A 17,893-nucleotide genomic window follows, 5' to 3' on the forward strand; every position below is an offset into this window, starting at 1 on the left:
GTGAAGGTGTAGTCGCGCTGTACCTGGCGTGCGGTGCGCACTTGTTCGGTGTAGTGGAAGCGGTTCAACGCCGGTTCCATGGAGTCGCCGCCACCCATGGGCTGGTAGAGCACCGGACATTCGGTGTGGGTGCCAATGGTGCCCAGGCCACCGACGCGGTCGGTAAGGACGAGGGTGTGGCCGTCGGCGCGGTGTTCGAAGGTGTAGAGCAGACCTTCTTCGGCGGCGAGGCGGACGATGAAATCGAGGTCGGTTTCACCGGCCTGCACGCAGTATTCGCGGGGTTGGTGCTCGAAGCAGATTTCAGTGCGGATGTCAGTCAGCTTCTGCTCGGCCAGTACGCTGATGATGATGTCGGGCACGGTCTGGCCCTGGAAGATGCGCCAGTTGGAGCGCAGGTCGAAACGGGCCAAGGTCGGCTCGACCACGGCGGTGTAGCGGGTGCGGCGAAAGCCGGTGTCACCCTGGGTGAACAGGCTGACCAGGCCGTGGACGTAACGCACCGGCGTCTCGCCACGCCATAAGGTAAACAGCCCCGCCAGATCGAGCACCCGATTGAAGTCGATGGCGGCGTTGTGGCTGGCCAGTTCCAGTTCGAGTTTGAACGGCCGGGACAGGCCTTCTTCGAGGGTGAACGAGACCACGTCGAAGGGATCGCCTTTCAAGGGCTCGAAGGTGAAACGCAGGTCGCTTTGGCGGGGCATGACGGCTAGTCCTCAGTTTCATTGATAACGGCTGCCACCTTCTTGTACAGCTCCGGCTCCCAGCCCTGCGCTGTGGATTCGCGCATCATCCGCGCAACGCTGGCGTACAGGTCATCCGCCAGCCATGACAGACCGCGGGATGCGAGCAGATCGGCGGCAATCACCGTGGCGTAGCTGCGCTGGCGCGGGGCGTCATGGGCGGCGTGCAGCTCCTGCAGGCGCAGCAGCACCCGCTCAACGCCCTCAGTGTTCAGTTGAGCGGCCAGTTCGTCGCGCAGGCCGGCGTATTCCTGCACCGGGCTGCTGGTGGTTTGCGCCTGATCGGCGCCGGTGATCCAGGCCTGGGTTTGCGCATCCACGAACGGCGTGCCGTCGCTGAAACACAACTCCAGTAGCGCCGGCAAACGGCAGACAAAACGCTCACAGGTCTGACGAATGGCTGCGGCCACTTCCTCCATCGCCAGGCGCGAGGCGACGTGGGCGGCCAGGTAACTGCCGCGCAGCCAATACGGCGAGGCGCAGACGCTTTTTTCGATACGCAGCAACAGGTTCGGGTCCAGGGCGCTATGGTTCAGCGCGTCCTGGTAGCCGTCGACGATGTCCTTGGGCACGGCGGTCAATTCGGTGCGACGGTCGCGGGTGATGGGCGGCGCGGTGCGCAGATGCGACCACAGGCCGAAGCGTCGCAATTGGTAGCCGGTAGGGTCATAAGGGTCTTGCTGGTTGATCTGCTCGGCCATGTTCAACACGGCGCGGCGTTGTTCGCGCTCATTGCTCGGCGCTTGCGGTTTGGGGCTGGAAAAAAAGGCTGAATCCAGAACGCTGCCGGAGGTGGCCGCACGAGTGGGCTCAATGGCGACGACTGGCTCGCTGTATTTATCCAACTGGCGTTGCAACGCATCCAGCGGCGCGGGGTCGAGCTTGGCGCTTTCGGCACAGCGTTGCAGATTGGCCAGGGCCAGTTCCGCCGCGGCTTGATAGGCCGGTTCAAAACTGCTGCGCTCCAGGGTCGGCAACATCTGCCCCAGGTCGCTCAACAGACGCTGTACCTGCTTGCGTTTGTTCAGGTAGCCGGTGGGGCCAGGCTTGGGGTAGGCACTGTCCCAATACAGCTCAACCATGCCGGCCAACAAGCCCAAGGCATCGGCCCAACGTGCCCATTGCCGGGTGCGCAGCCAGACCACATGCAGATGGGCGACGATGCGCCAGTGCTTGCACTGGATCGCCAGGTATTGACGGGAGGCTTCGTCGATATACGGCCAGTCGATATCGCTCTCGCGCAAGCCGCCGAGCTTGACCATTTCCTGGTCGATGGCCTGGTAGGTTTCATCCTCCACATCAAAATGGCCGGCGGATTGCTCGGRCTCGATGGGTGTCAGCAGCAGCTTGACGGTGTCCGCCGGCACGTCGATTACCAGCGACATACTTGGCGCTCCTGCTCGATCAGTTCGCCCAGGCCTTCGACGTCAAACACCAAGCCGTGCAGCCTGGGATAGTCGCTCTCGAGTCGAAGGCGCTGGCCGCCACCCATATTGCGCAATAGGGAAATAGCCTGTAGCCCGCGTCCGGCGTCGACCACCAGGCCGGCATCGTCCAGCACCTGCCACTGATAGGCCTCGAACACCGGGCGCTCATCCTTGAACAGCTGGATGCGAATTCTGTTGGGCTTGGCTGGCTCATCCAGCACCAGTTGCAAGCGGGAGATTTTCGATTCGCAACTGATGGCCAGGTAAGGCCGAGGCGGCACCGCGCCCAACGCCGGGGCTGAGATCACCATGCGTTGTTGCTGGTCGTTGTCCGGCTCTGGGAACGACGACAGCAGGAAACGCTGATCCTCGGGTGGACGCTTGGCTTCATTGCGTTGGACCAGATCGACAATCGGCAGTGCCCGGCCAAGCGCGCGTGGTGCCACTGGTGCGTGATGGATGGGTGTACCAGCGGCCAAATCAAAACACTCCAGGCGCTTCAAGGGGGAGACGATGGAAGGGCAATCTTGTGTCGCCGCCTGCGCGTCCATTACGGCCATAGCCGTCAGGCAGAGCCCCCATTTCCATCCTCGCCATCCGTTGCGCATCAACGCCTCCTGATATGCCTCGCCGAAATCCAAACCGGACAATCTTCTTAAGTTTTCGAACTAACGCTTTTTAGCCTGCGAGTTCAACGATTAACTCTAAGAGCATCACCTGAGTTCGACGGATAGGCAAGTAAAAGACGAATAACACATCACTAAAACCGAATAGGAAGAGGCATCTATCAGATATTTCCACATAACCTGTAGGAATAGTTGAAGCAAGTACAGCTTCCTACATCCACAACCTACGAATCGCATCCACATCGGACTACATGACAAACCTTGCAATAGCCGGCTCTAATACGCCGACCTTACGAAAAGGATTTTTCCCATGTCGAAAACTCATGGATCTGTCGCGCCAAAAGAACGCGTCAACATCAAGTACGTCCCGGCCACGGGCGATCAACAGGCTGAAGTCGAGTTACCTCTAAAGTTGTTGATCACGGGTGACTTCAAAGGCCACGGCGAACTAACCGCCCTTGAAGATCGACAATCCGTTCAAATAGACAAAGACACTTTCAATGAAGTACTGACCAAAGCCGAAGTTGCTCTGGACATGGCCGTTCCGTCCGTTCTGAACAACAACCACGACACCGACTTGAACGTGCAACTTCAATTCAAAAGCATCAATGACTTCGGCCCCGACGCCGTCGCTCGCCAAGTGCCTGAATTGAACAAGTTGCTGGAGTTACGCGAAGCGCTGGTTGCACTCAAAGGCCCCATGGGCAACGYCCCGGCCTTTCGCAAACACCTGCAGAGTCTGCTGACCGATGAAACCGCCCGCCAACGCCTGGCCAGCGAGCTGAATCTAGTGCTCGACGCACCCAACCACTGATTTGAACGCCCTTCTCAACGGAGTACTCCCCATGCCTATGGAAAGCGCCGTCGCCCAAGTATTGGTGGCTGACGAACCAACGTCGTTGCTCGACCAACTGCTGGCCAATACCACCATTCGCCCCTCCCAGGAAGGCTACGCAGTCGCCCGCCAAGGCATGGCTGCGTTCATCAGCGAAATCCTGCAAAGCGGTGACCACCAACAGCCGGTCAACAAGCACCGGGTCGACCAGATGATTGCCGAAATCGACCGCGCCCTGAGCAAGCAGATGAACGTGATTCTGCATCAGCCGCAGTTCCAGCAACTTGAATCCGCATGGCGCGGCCTGAAGCTGCTGGTGGATCGCACGGATTTTCGCGAGAACATCAAACTGGAAGTGCTGCATGTCACCAAAGAAGAGCTGCTGGACGACTTCGACAACGCCGGCGATATCACCCGTAGCGGCCTGTACAAGCACGCCTACACCTCCGGTTACGGCCAGTTCGGTGGCGAGCCGATCGCGGCGATGATTGGCAACTACACCTTCGGCCCGTCGTCCCCGGACATGAAGCTGTTGAGCTACGTCGCCTCCGTGGGCGCCATGGCCCATGCCCCTTTCGTGATGGCGGCCGGTCCTGAGTTCTTCAACCTCAAGAGCTATCAGGACCTGCCGTCGGTCAAGGAAGTCAGCGACATTTTTGAAGGGCCCGGCCATACCAAATGGCGCAGCCTGCGCGAGATGGAAGACTCCAAATACATCGCAGCGACGCTGCCGCGCTTCCTGCTGCGTTCGCCGTACGACAGTTTGGAGAACCCGATTCGCAGCTTCGGCTATAACGAAACCGTCGACGGTAACCACGACAATTACTTGTGGGGCAACACCGCGTTCCTGATGGCCTCGCGCATCACCGACAGCTTCGCCCGCTACCGCTGGTGCCCGAACATCATCGGCCCGCAGTCCGGCGGCGCGGTGGACGATCTGCCGGTGCACCTGTACGAATCCCTCGGCCAATTGCAGGCGAAGATTCCTACCGAAGTGCTGATTTCCGATCGCAAGGAATTCGAGCTGGCCGAAGCCGGTTTTATTCCCCTGACCATGCGCAAGGACAGCGACAACGCGGCGTTCTTCTCCGCCAACTCAATACAAAAACCGAAAAACTTCCCCAAGACCCGCGAAGGCCAGGAAGCCCAGACCAACTACAAGCTCGGCACCCAGTTGCCCTACCTGTTTATCGTCAATCGCCTGGCCCACTACATCAAGGTGCTGCAACGCGAGCAGATCGGCAGTTGGAAGGAACGCCAGGACCTGGAACGTGAGTTGAACACCTGGCTCAAACAGTACATCGCCGATCAGGAAAACCCGTCGTCCGATGTGCGCAGCCGTCGCCCCTTGCGCGCCGCGCAAATCGTCGTGCAGGACGTGGCGGGCGATCCAGGCTGGTACCAGGTGTCGTTGGCGGTGCGCCCGCACTTCAAGTACATGGGCGCCAACTTCGAGATCTCCCTGGTCGGTCGGCTGGACACCCAGTAAGTGGGGGCCGGAAGCCTGTTCGAGCGCCTGGAACCCGACGCACCGCGCTACCGCCTAGGCAGCGCGGTTGAGCAGGTGCACCAGCGTGTCGAGGCGATCAAACGCCACTTGGAACAGGTGCTCAACTCACGCCAGGGCTGCTCGCAAAGCAGCCCTGAACTGGGCCTGTGCGATTTCAATGGGGTTACCCAGGCCAGCAGTGATCTGGTGGTGGCCATCAGCGCCGATATTCGGCGCTCGGTGGAGGCGTTTGAACCGCGCATCAAGGTCACCGGCGTGCGTTATCAGCCCGACCCGGATTTGCCGCTGGAGCTGAACTTTCGCCTGGATTGCCAGGTGCGGGTCAACCACAAGGAAGAACAGGTGCTGATCGAGGTGGCCATGCATGGCCGCGACGGCTACACCCGCGTGAGATGAGGATGCAATGGACTTGAAACAACGCTTTGCCGAGGAGTTGCGCTACCTGCGAGAACTCGGCCGCGAGTTTGCCGAGGACAACCCGCAGCTGGCGCAATTTCTCGGCGACCAGGCCGGTGACCCGGACGTGGAGCGACTGCTGGAGGGCTTTGCCTTCCTCACCGCCAAGCTGGGGATGAAGATCGACGACGACTTGCCGGAGCTGACTCATCCGCTGTTGCAGATGCTCTGGCCTAACTACCTGCGGCCCCTGCCCAGTGCGACCATCATCCGCTTTGCACCGCTGCCCGATGCGATCAGCCAGCGCCAGGTGATTCCCAAGGGCACACCGTTATTTGCCAAACCGGTAGATGGCATTTCCTGCCAGTTTCGCACCTGCACCGACGTCAATCTGTATCCGCTAGCCTTACAGGAGGTCAGCGACGCTCACAGCCGCGAGGCCTCGGTGATGCGCATCGACCTCAAGGTGCTGACGGACCAGCCGCTGACCAGCATGGCCTGCGATCAGCTGGATTTTCATCTGGGCGGGGATAACGCCACTGCCATGACGTTGTACCTGTGGCTTGCCCATTATCTGGACAGCATCACGCTGCAGGTCAACGGCCAGAGCCATCGCCTGTCTGCAAAAGATATCGGTTTCCCCGGCTTCACCACCGACGAGGCACTGCTGCCCTACCCGCGCAATGTGTTCGATGGTTACCGGATCCTGCAGGAGTACTTTGTGTTCCCGCAGCGTTTCCACTTTTTCAGCCTGACCCATCTGGCCCACATTTGGCCGGATGTCAGCGCCACGACTCTGCGTTTCGAGTTTCAGTTCGCCCGGCCCATGCCGCCTGATATCCGCCTGCGCACCAGTGACTTGCACCTGTATTGCGCGCCGGCAGTCAACCTGTTCCGCCACGACGCCAACCCGATTGCGCTGTACGGGCGCAGCGTGGAGCGGCGTATCAGCCCCAGCGGCAACCGCCCCGAAGCTTACGAGATTTTCAGCGTCGACAAGGTGGCCGGCTGGGACGCCGCCGACAAGGAGCGCAAAGGCGATCCGTTGCGACGTTTTACCCCGTTCGAATCGTTCCAGCATGAGATCGAACATGCGCGGGGCCGCACGGCACTGTACTTCCGCACGCATATCGAGCAATCCCATGGGCGTGAAGGTTTGCGCCATCGCATCGCCTTCGTGCGTGGTGATGAAAGCCTGTACATCGGTGAGCATGAAGCGGCGTCCATCGAACTGACCTGCACCAATCGCGACCTGCCGCAGCTGCTGGGTGTGGGGGATGTGTCGCTGTCCACCGAGGTCACGCCGTCGTTTGCCACCTACACCAACCTGATCGCACCGACTCGAAGCTACCGGCCAGTGCTGGACAGCAGCCTGCACTGGACGCTGATTTCCAACCTGTCGCTGAACTACCTGTCGTTGCTGTCGGCCGAGCCGCTCAAGGCGGTGATCCGCGCCTATGACTTCGCCGCTTTGCACGACCTGCAACAGGCCCGCGCCACGCGCAAACGCCTCAACGGCATCCACGAGGCCGTGACAACCCCCATCGACTGGCTCATGAAAGGCCAGCCGGTGCGCGGCTTGCAGACCCGCTTGCAACTGGACCAAAACGCTTTTCTCTGCGAGGGCGAGCTGTACCTGTTCGCCAGCGTGCTTTCGCACTTTTTCGCCCTGTACGCGAGCATCAATTCCTTCCATCGCCTGGAAGTGATCAATACCACCAACAACGAGCGTTATGAATGGCCACTGTTGACCGGCAGACAACCCGTGATCTAGCTGATGTACTGCTGGCCGACGCGCGGAACTATTCGTTTCACCGTCTGCTGGAGCATCTGCACGCCTTGCATGGCGATGACCTGGAGGCGCAACCCTTGAGTGCGGCGGCGCGCCGGCGTGTGCGCCTGCAAAGCCATGCGGGGCTGGGTTTTCCGGCCTCCGACGTGGTCGAGGCGGTACGCCTTGAGGAGGATCGCGCAGAGGTGCGCTATCGCTTGCAGACCAGCTTCTTTGGCCTGCACGGCACCGACTCGCCGCTGCCCGGTTATTACCTGGATCGCCTGGCTTACGAACAGGCTCAGGAGCGCGGTATTCGACCGGCGTTCATGGACTTTTTCAATCATCGCTTGCTGACCCTGCTGCATCACAGCTGGCGCAAGTACCGCTATTACATCCGTTTTCAGGCCGAGGGCAGCGACCGGTTTTCACGCTACGTGTTTTCCCTGATCGGCCTGAATGACAACGACCTGCGCGGTGCGACACCTCTGCCATGGGGTCGGCTGCTGAGCTTTGCAGGCTTGATCGCCAGTCGTAGCCGCTCGCCCTCAGTGGTGTCCGGCATCGTCGAACATTGCTTCGACCTGCACGGCGTAAACATCCGTGAATTCGAGGCGCGTTCGGTGAGTTTGCCGCAGCGTCAGCGCATGGCGCTGGGCAAGGTCAACGGCACTTTGGGCAGCGACTTTGTAGTGGGTGACCGCAGCAAGACACGCGCCAGCAAGTTCACCCTCGTCATTCCCAACCTGACCCAGGCGCGCTTTCGGGAGTTTCTACCCAGCGGCGAGCAGTTTGGACGGTTGCGCCAATTGATGGATTTTTTGCTGCGCGACGTCACCGCCTACGACCTGGAATTGGGGCTGCGCGAGGAGGATGTACCGCCTTTCAACCTGCTCCGTGACAGCGGGAGCCACCTGGGCTGGACCAGTTTTATCGAACACCAGCAACAACGTCATCCCTCCGTGGTTCGGATTCGGGGGCGCGCATGAAGCTGACTTTGGTTATCAGCAATCCTGCGCAGTTGTTGCACGGGTATTTGCCCCTTCACCGGTTTGGCCCACAGGGCGGCAGCATCGGCAGCGCCGCGGCGGACTGGCGCCTGGAGGATCGCCACAACAGCGTGCAGCCCAACCACTGCGATATTCGCGTCGTCGAGGGGCGCTTCTGCGTGATCGACCGCAGTGGCAGCACCTACGCCAATGGCCATGATTTGCCGTTGGGTCGCAACGTTGCGGTGAGCCTCAATGATGGCGACCTGTTGCAGATTGGTGCGTATCGGGTCGCGGTGCAGCTGGGGGAGCACGCGCCAGGCCAGCGTTCGCTTGATGAACTGTTCACCGGCCAGCCGGAAGGCATGCAAGCCTGGCACCTGGAGGATCTGCCGAGTCTTCCCCTGCCCGATCCGCAACCTGCTGCTTGCGCGGAATTCGAGCGCCTTTGCCAGCCCGTGGATTTAGCGGAGCAAGGCGACCCGCTGCGAGCGATGAGTGAAATGCCGCCACTAAATCCTTTTGCTGACATTTGCGCGACCGCACCCAAGAGTCCCGCCAGCTTATACAGCAACCTGCGCCTGGGCACCTTGTTGCTGGCCTGCCTGGCACTCGGCGGCTGCACCATGCTCGGCAAAATCGGCCAGGTAATCTGGACTCCGTCGATCCCAGTCGGCGGCCCCGACAACCAGCCCAGCCACTACTCCCTGAGCCTGCACGCCAGCGACGACGTCAACCCGCGTCTGATCAGCACCGGCACTGTTCTGGATGAAGACGCGAGCCGCTCGCCCTACACCCTCAACGTTCAAGCGACCAGCCCGCAAGCACTGACGGACAAGGTGCAAACCCTGCTCAATCACCTCTATGAAAATGTACCGGCCCAGTCGCCGCTGACCTTGGAGCCAGAACCCGTGGTGCCAATGTCGCCTATCGAAGACGCGCTGTTAGGCCATTACGACGCCCAAGGCGTGAGCCTGACGACGCCTTGGGGCAACCCGGCGCTGCAGCACGTCGCCACGCCGATCGCCTTCAAAGTCTTGGAATTGACCGACGATTCGCTGCTGGTCAACGCCAGCCCCCAGGCCCTGGCCGACGACCTGAAAAAGACCCTGGGCAGCACCTATATCCGTGCCGACGACTACCTGCTTAACCCCGGCCAATTCAAGTTCGTCGACCTGCGTGCCCTGGATGAGGACACCCGGTTTATCGCGGTGATCGCCAACTACCACAGCGCCGATGTCAGCCAGTGGAAACATCGCCTGCGCGTCGAACCCAAGGGCCGCCAATACGCCGTGCTGGTGCAGTTGGATGCAGCCCAGGTCAGCCTCAAAGGAGAAACCCGATGACGCCCTTTTCAGCCGCTTTTGCCCCGAGTAATTACCGATGAGTTCACGCAACGCCGTCATCTGGCATGAAGGTTTGTTCGTCAAACCCCAGCACTTCCAGCAACAGGCCCGCGCCGCCGAAGCCGCAGTGCACCAGCGCCTGCACAGCCTGAACGACGCGCTCTATGGCTTCAGCGAGCTGACCCTGAACAGCGAATACCTGAACTTCGGCAAAGTCGCTATTACCCAGGCACGCGGAATCATGCCCGACGGCAGCGTCTTCGATATCCCCCACGATCTGGCGCCGCCCGCCCCGCTGGAAATCGCCGACAGCAGCGCGGTCAATCAGATTGTCTATCTGGCCCTGCCGCTGCGCTCCAACGGCGCCCTCGAAGTGCGCTGGCCCGACCAGTACAGCAACAGCCGCTACATCGCCCGCCGCGAGGAAATCCGCGACACCCACAGTGATGACGGCGATCAGGTCGGCATGGACGTTGCCGTGCCCAACCTGCAATTGATGCTCGAACGCAGCGACCGCAGTGCCTTCACTGGCATCGCCTTGGGCAGGATCAAAGACAAGCGCCCGGACGGCAGCCTGGTAATGGACGAGCATTTCTATCCCACCAGCCTGTCCCTGCAAGCGGTGCCGGCGCTGCACCGCTACCTCGGTGAGGTGGCCGGGCTGATGCGCGAGCGGGCCAAAAACCTGGCCCAGCGTATCGGTTCACCGGGGCAGTCGGGGGTGGCAGATGTCACCGACTTCAACCTGCTGCAAACCCTCAACCGCTTGTTCCCGCTGTTCCAACACCTGGCGCACCAGCGCCAAGTCCACCCGGAACAGCTGTACATCGCCCTGGCCCAGGCCTGCGGCGAACTGGTGACTTTTACCGATGAAGGCCACCTACCCCAGGAATACCCGGCCTACCAGCACGACAACCTGCGCGAGTCGTTCCAGATTCTGGAGCACACCTTGCGCCGCGCCTTGGGCACGGTGCTGCAACCGCGTGCGGTGTCGTTGCCGATTGTCGAGCAGCGGTACGGCGTGCGCAGCGCCGCATTGAACGACAAACGCCTGCTGGACAACGCTGAATTCATCCTCGCCGTGCGCGCCGAACTGCCCGCGGAAACCCTGCGTCAGCAACTGCCCAAGCAGATCAAGATCACCTCCACCGAAGGGCTGGAGCAACTGGYCAGCCTGCAACTGCCGGGTATTCCACTGCGGCCGCTGCCGGTGGCGCCGCGGCACCTGCCGTTCCATGCAGGTTTCAGCTACTTCGAACTCGACCGCCATCACCCCGCCTGGCAAAGCCTGAGCAGTGGCAGCGGGTTTGGTTTCCATATTGCCGGTGAATTCCCGAAGCTGGAATTGCAGTTCTGGGCGATCAGGAGTGAAAAAGATGATTAAAACGACACCCGACTCATGGCGTCACGAGGAGATCTCCGGCGCCATCGACTTTGACGGCGAAACGATCACTGCCAGCGGCCAAACACACTTGGCCGACCCTGAATTCGACATGCGCGGCCTGGCCTGGAACCCGCTGTGCGATGCCGCCACGCCGCTGATCGGCCTGGTCATCCGCCTGCGGCGTCTGGACCAGCACGACGACGTACCTGCGCTGTACCTGAGCGTCAGCAACCAGATCACCACGATCATGGAAGAAGTCAGCCAGCTCGACTACGACGCCGGCATGCTCAAGGCCTACTCCTACAGCCTGTGCCTGTTGCTCGACGAAGTGGCCATGAGCACTTCCTGGGGCAAGTCTTCCACATGGAGCGCACGCTCGCTGCTAAGCAAGTTTCATCAAGAAACCTGGGGCGGCGAAAAATTCTTCACCGTGATGAACAACATGATCCCCGAAGCGGCCAGGTACCAGCATGTGCTGGAGTTCATGTACCAGTGCCTGATCTCCGGTCTCAAAGGCAAATACGGCGCCCATATCAAGGGCGATGACGAAATACAGAAGATCATCACCCAACTGCACGGCCTGTTGCGCCCCCTGCGCGGCGAGACACCCAAGCGCCTGACCGACCCGCTGAAAAACGTCGCCCCGCGCAACTACCGGATCAAACGCGCCTGGCCGTTGTGGACGCCGTGGGCCATGGCCGCCGTCGTGCTGACGGTCGCCTACACGATCTACTCGATCCGCCTGAACGCCATCACCCAGCAAGTGCTGGAGTCGCTGGAGCGGGTGCTGCACCTGTAACCGATTTTCAGCGCGCTCATCCCGAGCGCCTGCAAAGCCATGGCCGTGTCGGCCATAACCTGCGGCCCCCAGGGGCCGTTCACTTGATCGCGACAAGGAGCTTGTCATGCCAACACCTGCGTACATCAGCATCCACGGCAAAACCCAGGGCCACATCACCAAGGGCGCGTTCACTGCTGACTCGGTGGGCAACGTTTATGTGGAAGGCCACGAAGACGAAATCCTCGCCCAGGAAGTCGACCACCAAATCGCCGCGCCCACCGACCCACAAAGCGGCCAGCCCGCGGGCCAGCGCGTGCATAAACCACTGACCTTCACCAGCGCACTGAACAAAGCCTCACCGATGCTCTATCAAGCCTTGGCCACCGGCGAAATGCTGCCGACCGTCGAGGTCAGGTGGTTCCGCACCTCGGGCGACGGCAAGCAGGAGCACTTCTTCACCACCAAGCTGGAAGACGCCACCGTCGTCGGGATCCACACCGTACTGCCCCACGCCCAGGACAGCGAAAACGAAAACTACACCCAACTGATCAAGACCAGCCTGTCTTATCGCAAGGTCAGCTGGACCCACAAAGTGTCCGGCACCGAAGCCTCGGATGACTGGCGTAAACCGGCAGAAGCCGGCTAAGAGCGGGCCCCGTTCCGTCGCTGCGGTGCGTGCAGCGGCGGAGCCTTCACTGACTCAATACTTATCAGGAGGCTCTATGCCAGCCGTCGTTCTGGTCGGACACGACCATGATTGCCCTTTGTGTGGCCCCACCACCGTCGACAGTGGTACGCGCAACGTGACCGTAAACGGCCGCGCCGTCGCCCGTGTCGGCGACACCCTTGGATGCGGCGCCGTCATCACCAGCGGCTCGCCCTCGATGACCGTCAACGGACAGCCAGTAGCCCGTGTCGGCGATACCACCGATCACGATGGAAAATTGGAAAACGGTGATAGCAGCTGGTTGATCGACTGACATTCACACTCTCGACAAGGAAGCCCCATGCCCCGCCAAAGCGACCTGCGTTTCACCTTCGAGCCCTTGGAAGGCGATGCCTTCGAGGTGGTCTCGTTCACCCTCGAAGAAGGTCTGTCCCGGCCGTTCAAACTCGAACTGGAACTGGCCAGCCACAATGCCGCTATCGACTTCAATCGGGTGCTCGATCTGGCGGGGCTGTTCACCCTATGGCGTGGCGAGACGCCGGTGCGCTACGTCCACGGTTTGGTCAGCCTGTTCAGCCAGGGTGACACCGGCTTTCGCCGCACCCGCTACACCGCCGTGGTCGAACCGACCCTGGCGCGTTTCAACCTGCGTTCCAACTGGCGGATTTTCCAGGGCCAGACCGTGCCCGACATCATCACCAGCGTGCTCACCGAGCAAAAACTCACCGACATCCGCACTGAAATCTGCTTCGAACACCAACCCCGTGAATACTGCGTGCAGGCCGGTGAAACCGACCTCGATTTCATCGCCCGCCTCGCCGCCGAAGAAGGCCTGCTCTACACCTTCGAACACCGCGCCGACGGCCACACCCTCGTCCTCACCGACCGCGTCGGTGGCCTCGGCACCATTGGCACCCACACCGATTGCCCGGTGCTCTACCAGCCCATGGGKGGYGGCGAYTCCATGGAACCGGCGTTGAMCCGCTTCCACTACACCGAACAAGTGCGCACCGCACGCCAGGTACAGCGCGACTACACCTTCACYCATCCGTACTACAACCAGCAGCACACCGCCACCGGCGACCAGGACCTGAACAACCAGCACAAGGATTACGAACGCTACGATTATCCCGGCCGCTACAAGCGCGATATTGCCGGCAAGCCCTTCACCAAGACGCGCCTGGCGGCGCTACGCAACGACGCCAAGCTGGCGCATCTGGCAGGTGACGATGCGCGCCTGCAACCGGGGTTGGCGTTCGACCTCAACGAGCATCCGCGCGAAGACTTCAACGACCGCTGGCGCACCATCGCCATCACCCACGCAGGCAAACAACACAGCAGCCTGGAGGAAGAAGCGTTCGGCAGCGGCAGCGGCACGTCCTACGAGATGCAGGCCACAGCCATTCGCTGGACCTCGGATTGGAAAGCCCCATTGCGTGACAAACCCTGCATCGACGGCCCGCAKATCGCCACGGTAGTCGGCCCGCCAGGGGAAGAGATTTATTGCGATGAATGGGGCCGGGTCAAGGTGCAGTTCCCGTGGGAYCGYKCGGACAARAACAACGAYCAGAGTTCGTGCTGGATTCGTGTGGCTCAGGGCTGGGCCGGGGCGACCTGGGGCGCCATGGCCGTGCCTCGGGTCAATCAGGAACTGATCATCAGCTTCCTGGATGGCGATCCGGATCAGCCTATCGCCACGGGCCGCACCTACCGCGAGACCAATCTGCCGCCCTATGAACTGCCTAAGCTCAACGCCGTAGCGACGACCAAAAGTCGCGAGTTCAAGGGTACACGAGCCAACGAGTTGCGCATTGACGACACCACTGCGCAAATCAGCGCGGCGCTAATGAGTGATCACGAACATAGCGCGCTGCATCTGGGTTACCTCACTCATCCACGCCACTATGGTGGCGGTAAACCTAGAGGGGAAGGTTTTGAGTTGCGTACGGATGGTCACGGCGCATTGCGCGCAGCAAAAGGTTTATTGCTGACCGCTGAAGCTCAACTGAAGGCCGGTGCGGGTCAACTGGAACGCCAGCAGGTGATCGAGGTGTTGCAAGCAGCCCTGACATTGGCCAAACAGCTGGGAGCATCTGCCGAAAATGCCCAAGGAATTGCCCAGGATTCGCAGCCGCAACAGTCCCTGACTGATGCCGTGAATGCGTTGGGCCATGGTGCCAATAATCAGGCCAATGGCTCCGGCAATGGCATGCAACCCATCATCGCGTTAAGTGGGCCTGCCGGCATCGCTGCTGCGACGTCCCGCAGTATTGCCATGGGTGCAGGCGAGCACATCGATAGCGTGGCGCAACAAAATCAGCAACTCACCGCCGGCAGGAAAGTGGTGATCAATGCAGGCGATGAACTCGGACTGTTTGCCCAGGGTGGCGACATGCGCCATATCGCCCATAACGGCCAGCTGCTGTTGCAGGCCCAGCACAACAGCATCCATGTGCAGGCCGACCAGAGCGTGGAAATCAGCGCCAGCCAGCAACATGTGCTGGTGGCGGCAGACAAGCACATCACCCTGTTGTGCGGTGGGGCTTATATCAAGATGCAGGGCGGCAATATCGAGTTGGGCATGCCCGGCAATTTCACGGTGAAGGCTGCGAACAAGTACTTCATTGACCCAAGCCATGCCTCCGCGCAATTCAATAGCTGGCCCACCACCTCGTTCAACGAACGCTTCCAAACCTTTTTCCCGGACGGTCAACCCATCCGCAACCGTGCCTACGCCCTGGTGCGCAAARACGGCGCACGTTTCGAAGGCCGTACCGATGGTGATGGCTTCGTCACCCTGCAACAGGGCATGACGCTGGAAGGGCTTGTACTGGAATGGCTTGAACACGGAGACCCCGCATGACCAACAACCCGACGGCGCCGCGTATTGCGCCCATGACCTACAACGCGCGCGGTAACCCGGTGCATACCTGGACCCTCACGCCCAGCCATATCACCGACCCGGTGCACTGCATATTGCCGCCGGATGGGGTGCTGCCGGTGATTTTTGTGCCGGGGATCATGGGGTCGAATTTGAAGAGTAAGACTGAAAATCTGGAGGTTGAGGGCGTCCCTGTCTGGAGGTTGGATGCTGGATTTCTCGGTAAGAATATGTGGCTGGCTACAAACTGGATTAGAAAGTCAGCGGGTGTTAGACAAAAAAAGCTGCACCCGCTAAGGACTGCTGTTGATAACAAAGGCGCGGTACCTAAACGCCCAGCCGGCTCGGTAATCGCTCTGCCAGGATTGGACAGAAAAAAGACCCTCTCGGCCCTGACCAAACGCTACGAAGAACGTGGCTGGGGCGAAGTCAGCGAAACCAGTTATCATGCTTTTCTGCTTTGGCTGGAAGACACCCTGAACAGCCAATTCCTGCCCCACCAATGGCCGCAATTCGACATCCGGCCGGAGCATTTGCACACCGTCGCCGTCGAGCCTGGGCCTACGCACATCACCCGGTTAAAACCTGAAATCCCCATCGCCATGCCGGGATTGGGCGCCAACCTCGCCAGCCAGTTGCCGTCGATACTTTCGGACGAGTTGGTGGCGCGTGGCGGCTACCGCATGCCGGTGCATGCCTGTGGTTACAACTGGCTGGACTCCAACGAACAGGCCGCGTCCAGGCTGGCCAAGCGCATCGATGAGCTGATGCACCAGTACGGTCGCAATTGCCGGCAGGTGATTCTGGTGACGCATTCCATGGGTGGGCTGGTGGCGAGGCGATGCGCGCAACTGCCGGGCATGGCCGACAAGATCGCCGGTGTGGTCCATGGGGTGATGCCTGCCATCGGCGCGCCGGTCGCTTACCGCCGCTGCAAAGTCGGCATGAGCGACGAGGACCCCATTGCCGGTGCGGTGATTGGCCCGACCGGCCAGGAGGTCACCGCTGTGTTTGCGCAGGCGCCCGGTGCCTTGCAATTGCTGCCCACCCAGGATTACGCCCCGGGTTGGCTGCGGCTGATCGACGAGCGAGGCGGGCCGGCCATGCCGCGCCAGCCGGAAAAAGACCCATACGAAGAGATTTATCTGCGGCGTGACCGTTGGTGGGGATTGCTGCGCGAAGAGTGGTTGGCGCCGAAGGATGGCAAGGCAATCACTTGGGAAATTTTTGCGGACAACATCCGGAGCGCAAAGGAGTTTCACCAGGACATCGCTGGGTCATACCACCCGCAAACCTACGTCTACTACGGCAACGACGACAAACACCCCAGCTTCGAATCCATCACCTGGGAAATGCGACGCGGGTCTCGTCTCAATGGCCCCCATGCCTCAAGCCCCGATGCCTTCACGGTGTCCAGCCTGCAGATGCATGAAGTGCGCGACGACGGACGCAGCCCGTTGTACGTCGGCGGGCAAGCCGAGGCCGTGCCACCACTGCGCGGTGATCCCGACGCGCCGGTCAGAACCGTGCAGACCAGCTATTGGGAGCTGCACTGCCGCATGCAGGACGGCGCGGGCGACGGCACCGTTCCGGTGAGTTCTGGTCGTGCGCCGGTCAGGCAGGCACGCAAGGATTCGATCCGCCAGCAAGTCCAGGCGCCCGGCTTCGATCATGAAGCGTCGTACGCCAATCCGTTAACCCAGCAATTCACTCTTTACTCCCTCATCAAAATCGCAGCGAAAGCCAAGAGGCCGCTATGCGCCGGTTGACCGCTTTTTTTACAGGCCTGCTGTTGGGGGCGGTCGCCGGGTGCACCGCCTTCAAACAGCCCACCGAACAGGAGAAACAAACCGTGCACGAATTGACCAGCAACATGCGCACCTGGGCGCTGGGCCGAGGCCTGATCGATCTGCCCGCCAACTGGAGTGGTGGCGGGGATGTGAAGCTGTACTACGGATTGGGAGCTGATCACTCAAGCGTTGAGGTCTTGATCTTGGGGGAGGGCGTGACGCAGGAGCGATTTGATGCGGCCTTGCAGGAGCGGGCGCGTCGGATCTCGGCGGTTAAGAACTATAAGAATTCAGATGTGTCGATGCTGGTGTCGGCGAAAATGGCCTCACCCAGGGAAAAGTTGCTGCAGTACTACAAGCAAGCAACACGCCGCCAAACATTCGTTCATGAGTCTCATCTGCTGATCGATGACGTCTACGTCATGCTCAGAGCTCAATCCTACGACGGCGATACGGATCCCGTTCAAGCCCAACTATTAAAGCTGTCGAAGGAAATCTTCAAAGTCACCCCCGAAAATGCCGGCGCGGGGTTTGCGCTTGGGCCGATTGTGATTCGTAGTCACCACGATCAGGAGATCGCGACATTCAATTTTCGGCCTCCTGCTTCGGATGTCTCGCTCGAGGTTTATGTCAACGCGTTATCGCCTAGCCAAACGAAAAGCATAAAGACCCGGACCGAGGAGGGCGCAAGGGTTTTCCTCGCGGGTGATTATGAAAACCTGCGCACGAAGAAGATCACCCTCGCGG

The 17,893-nt window shown here is 60.7% G+C and carries 15 protein-coding genes and 1 pseudogene; 13 read left to right on the forward strand and 3 right to left on the reverse strand.

The window, feature by feature from the left end:
- From tssI to vasI, 3 genes are all read right to left on the reverse strand, one after another.
- On the reverse strand, nucleotides 1-704 hold a 704-nt coding region (gene tssI, locus AC1DU9_RS26865; protein WP_477811038.1), incomplete at its 3' end, for a type VI secretion system tip protein TssI/VgrG.
- A gap of 5 nt (nucleotides 705-709) precedes the next feature.
- Nucleotides 710-2,128, reverse strand: a complete 1,419-nt coding sequence (tssA, locus tag AC1DU9_RS26870) for a type VI secretion system protein TssA (protein ID WP_477811039.1) — start codon at nucleotides 2,126-2,128, stop codon at nucleotides 710-712.
- Nucleotides 2,116-2,778: a type VI secretion system-associated protein VasI gene (vasI, locus tag AC1DU9_RS26875; RefSeq protein WP_223463491.1), complete on the reverse strand. Its 663-nt coding sequence runs from the start codon at nucleotides 2,776-2,778 to the stop codon at nucleotides 2,116-2,118. The genes tssA and vasI overlap by 13 nt, the downstream gene beginning before the upstream one ends.
- A gap of 328 nt (nucleotides 2,779-3,106) precedes the next feature.
- On the opposite strand from vasI, the gene tssB reads away from it, so the two are divergent.
- From tssB to AC1DU9_RS26940, 13 genes and pseudogenes are all read left to right on the forward strand, one after another.
- Nucleotides 3,107-3,610, forward strand: coding sequence for a type VI secretion system contractile sheath small subunit (gene tssB, locus AC1DU9_RS26880; protein ID WP_477811040.1), 504 nt, complete (start codon nucleotides 3,107-3,109; stop codon nucleotides 3,608-3,610).
- Nucleotides 3,611-3,647: 37 nt separating this feature from the next.
- The gene (gene tssC, locus AC1DU9_RS26885; protein WP_223463505.1) at nucleotides 3,648-5,120 is read left to right on the forward strand and encodes a type VI secretion system contractile sheath large subunit; all 1,473 of its coding nucleotides are present in this window, start codon (nucleotides 3,648-3,650) and stop codon (nucleotides 5,118-5,120) included.
- The gene (gene tssE, locus AC1DU9_RS26890) at nucleotides 5,121-5,537 is read left to right on the forward strand and encodes a type VI secretion system baseplate subunit TssE (protein ID WP_223463489.1); all 417 of its coding nucleotides are present in this window, start codon (nucleotides 5,121-5,123) and stop codon (nucleotides 5,535-5,537) included.
- A gap of 7 nt (nucleotides 5,538-5,544) precedes the next feature.
- Nucleotides 5,545-7,311: a type VI secretion system baseplate subunit TssF gene (tssF, locus tag AC1DU9_RS26895; protein ID WP_223463488.1), complete on the forward strand. Its 1,767-nt coding sequence runs from the start codon at nucleotides 5,545-5,547 to the stop codon at nucleotides 7,309-7,311.
- On the forward strand, nucleotides 7,275-8,297 hold the full coding sequence (gene tssG, locus AC1DU9_RS26900; protein ID WP_223463487.1) for a type VI secretion system baseplate subunit TssG: 1,023 nt from the start codon (nucleotides 7,275-7,277) through the stop codon (nucleotides 8,295-8,297). Before tssF ends, tssG begins: the two co-directional genes overlap by 37 nt.
- Entirely contained in the window at nucleotides 8,294-9,643 is a 1,350-nt protein-coding gene (gene tssJ, locus AC1DU9_RS26905; RefSeq protein WP_223463486.1) for a type VI secretion system lipoprotein TssJ, read from the forward strand. The genes tssG and tssJ overlap by 4 nt, the downstream gene beginning before the upstream one ends.
- Nucleotides 9,644-9,680: 37 nt before the next feature.
- On the forward strand, nucleotides 9,681-11,027 hold the full coding sequence (tssK, locus tag AC1DU9_RS26910; protein ID WP_477811041.1) for a type VI secretion system baseplate subunit TssK: 1,347 nt from the start codon (nucleotides 9,681-9,683) through the stop codon (nucleotides 11,025-11,027).
- Entirely contained in the window at nucleotides 11,020-11,826 is an 807-nt protein-coding gene (gene icmH / locus AC1DU9_RS26915) for a type IVB secretion system protein IcmH/DotU (RefSeq protein ID WP_223463484.1), read from the forward strand. The genes tssK and icmH overlap by 8 nt, the downstream gene beginning before the upstream one ends.
- 106 nt (nucleotides 11,827-11,932) lie before the next feature.
- Entirely contained in the window at nucleotides 11,933-12,454 is a 522-nt protein-coding gene (locus AC1DU9_RS26920) for an Hcp family type VI secretion system effector (protein ID WP_223463483.1), read from the forward strand.
- Between the two features lie 76 nt (nucleotides 12,455-12,530).
- Entirely contained in the window at nucleotides 12,531-12,788 is a 258-nt protein-coding gene (locus tag AC1DU9_RS26925; RefSeq protein ID WP_108216844.1) for a PAAR domain-containing protein, read from the forward strand.
- 27 nt (nucleotides 12,789-12,815) lie between these two features.
- Nucleotides 12,816-15,338 carry a type VI secretion system Vgr family protein gene (locus AC1DU9_RS26930; protein ID WP_477811042.1) on the forward strand — a complete coding sequence of 841 codons (2,523 nt, stop codon included), beginning with the start codon at nucleotides 12,816-12,818 and terminating at the stop codon, nucleotides 15,336-15,338.
- Entirely contained in the window at nucleotides 15,335-17,125 is a 1,791-nt protein-coding gene (locus AC1DU9_RS26935; RefSeq protein WP_477811043.1) for an esterase/lipase family protein, read from the forward strand. Before AC1DU9_RS26930 ends, AC1DU9_RS26935 begins: the two co-directional genes overlap by 4 nt.
- Nucleotides 17,113-17,893: pseudogene (locus AC1DU9_RS26940) on the forward strand (T6SS immunity protein Tli4 family protein); the annotation flags it as partial. The gene AC1DU9_RS26935 and the pseudogene AC1DU9_RS26940, both read left to right, overlap by 13 nt.

The organism is Pseudomonas sp. P4_C1, assembly GCF_056402155.1.

What these genes read in the sequence shown, in the direction of transcription:
- vasI (WP_223463491.1), bottom strand. Translation starts at nt 2,778, where the DNA reads ATGCGCAACGGATGGCGAGGATGGAAATGGGGGCTCTGCCTGACGGCT.
- tssC (WP_223463505.1), top strand. Translation starts at nt 3,648, where the DNA reads ATGGAAAGCGCCGTCGCCCAAGTATTGGTGGCTGACGAACCAACGTCG.
- tssF (WP_223463488.1), top strand. Translation starts at nt 5,545, where the DNA reads ATGGACTTGAAACAACGCTTTGCCGAGGAGTTGCGCTACCTGCGAGAA.
- tssG (WP_223463487.1), top strand. Translation starts at nt 7,275, where the DNA reads ATGGCCACTGTTGACCGGCAGACAACCCGTGATCTAGCTGATGTACTG.
- tssJ (WP_223463486.1), top strand. Translation starts at nt 8,294, where the DNA reads ATGAAGCTGACTTTGGTTATCAGCAATCCTGCGCAGTTGTTGCACGGG.
- icmH (WP_223463484.1), top strand. Translation starts at nt 11,020, where the DNA reads ATGATTAAAACGACACCCGACTCATGGCGTCACGAGGAGATCTCCGGC.
- AC1DU9_RS26920 (WP_223463483.1), top strand. Translation starts at nt 11,933, where the DNA reads ATGCCAACACCTGCGTACATCAGCATCCACGGCAAAACCCAGGGCCAC.
- AC1DU9_RS26925 (WP_108216844.1), top strand. Translation starts at nt 12,531, where the DNA reads ATGCCAGCCGTCGTTCTGGTCGGACACGACCATGATTGCCCTTTGTGT.
- AC1DU9_RS26935 (WP_477811043.1), top strand. Translation starts at nt 15,335, where the DNA reads ATGACCAACAACCCGACGGCGCCGCGTATTGCGCCCATGACCTACAAC.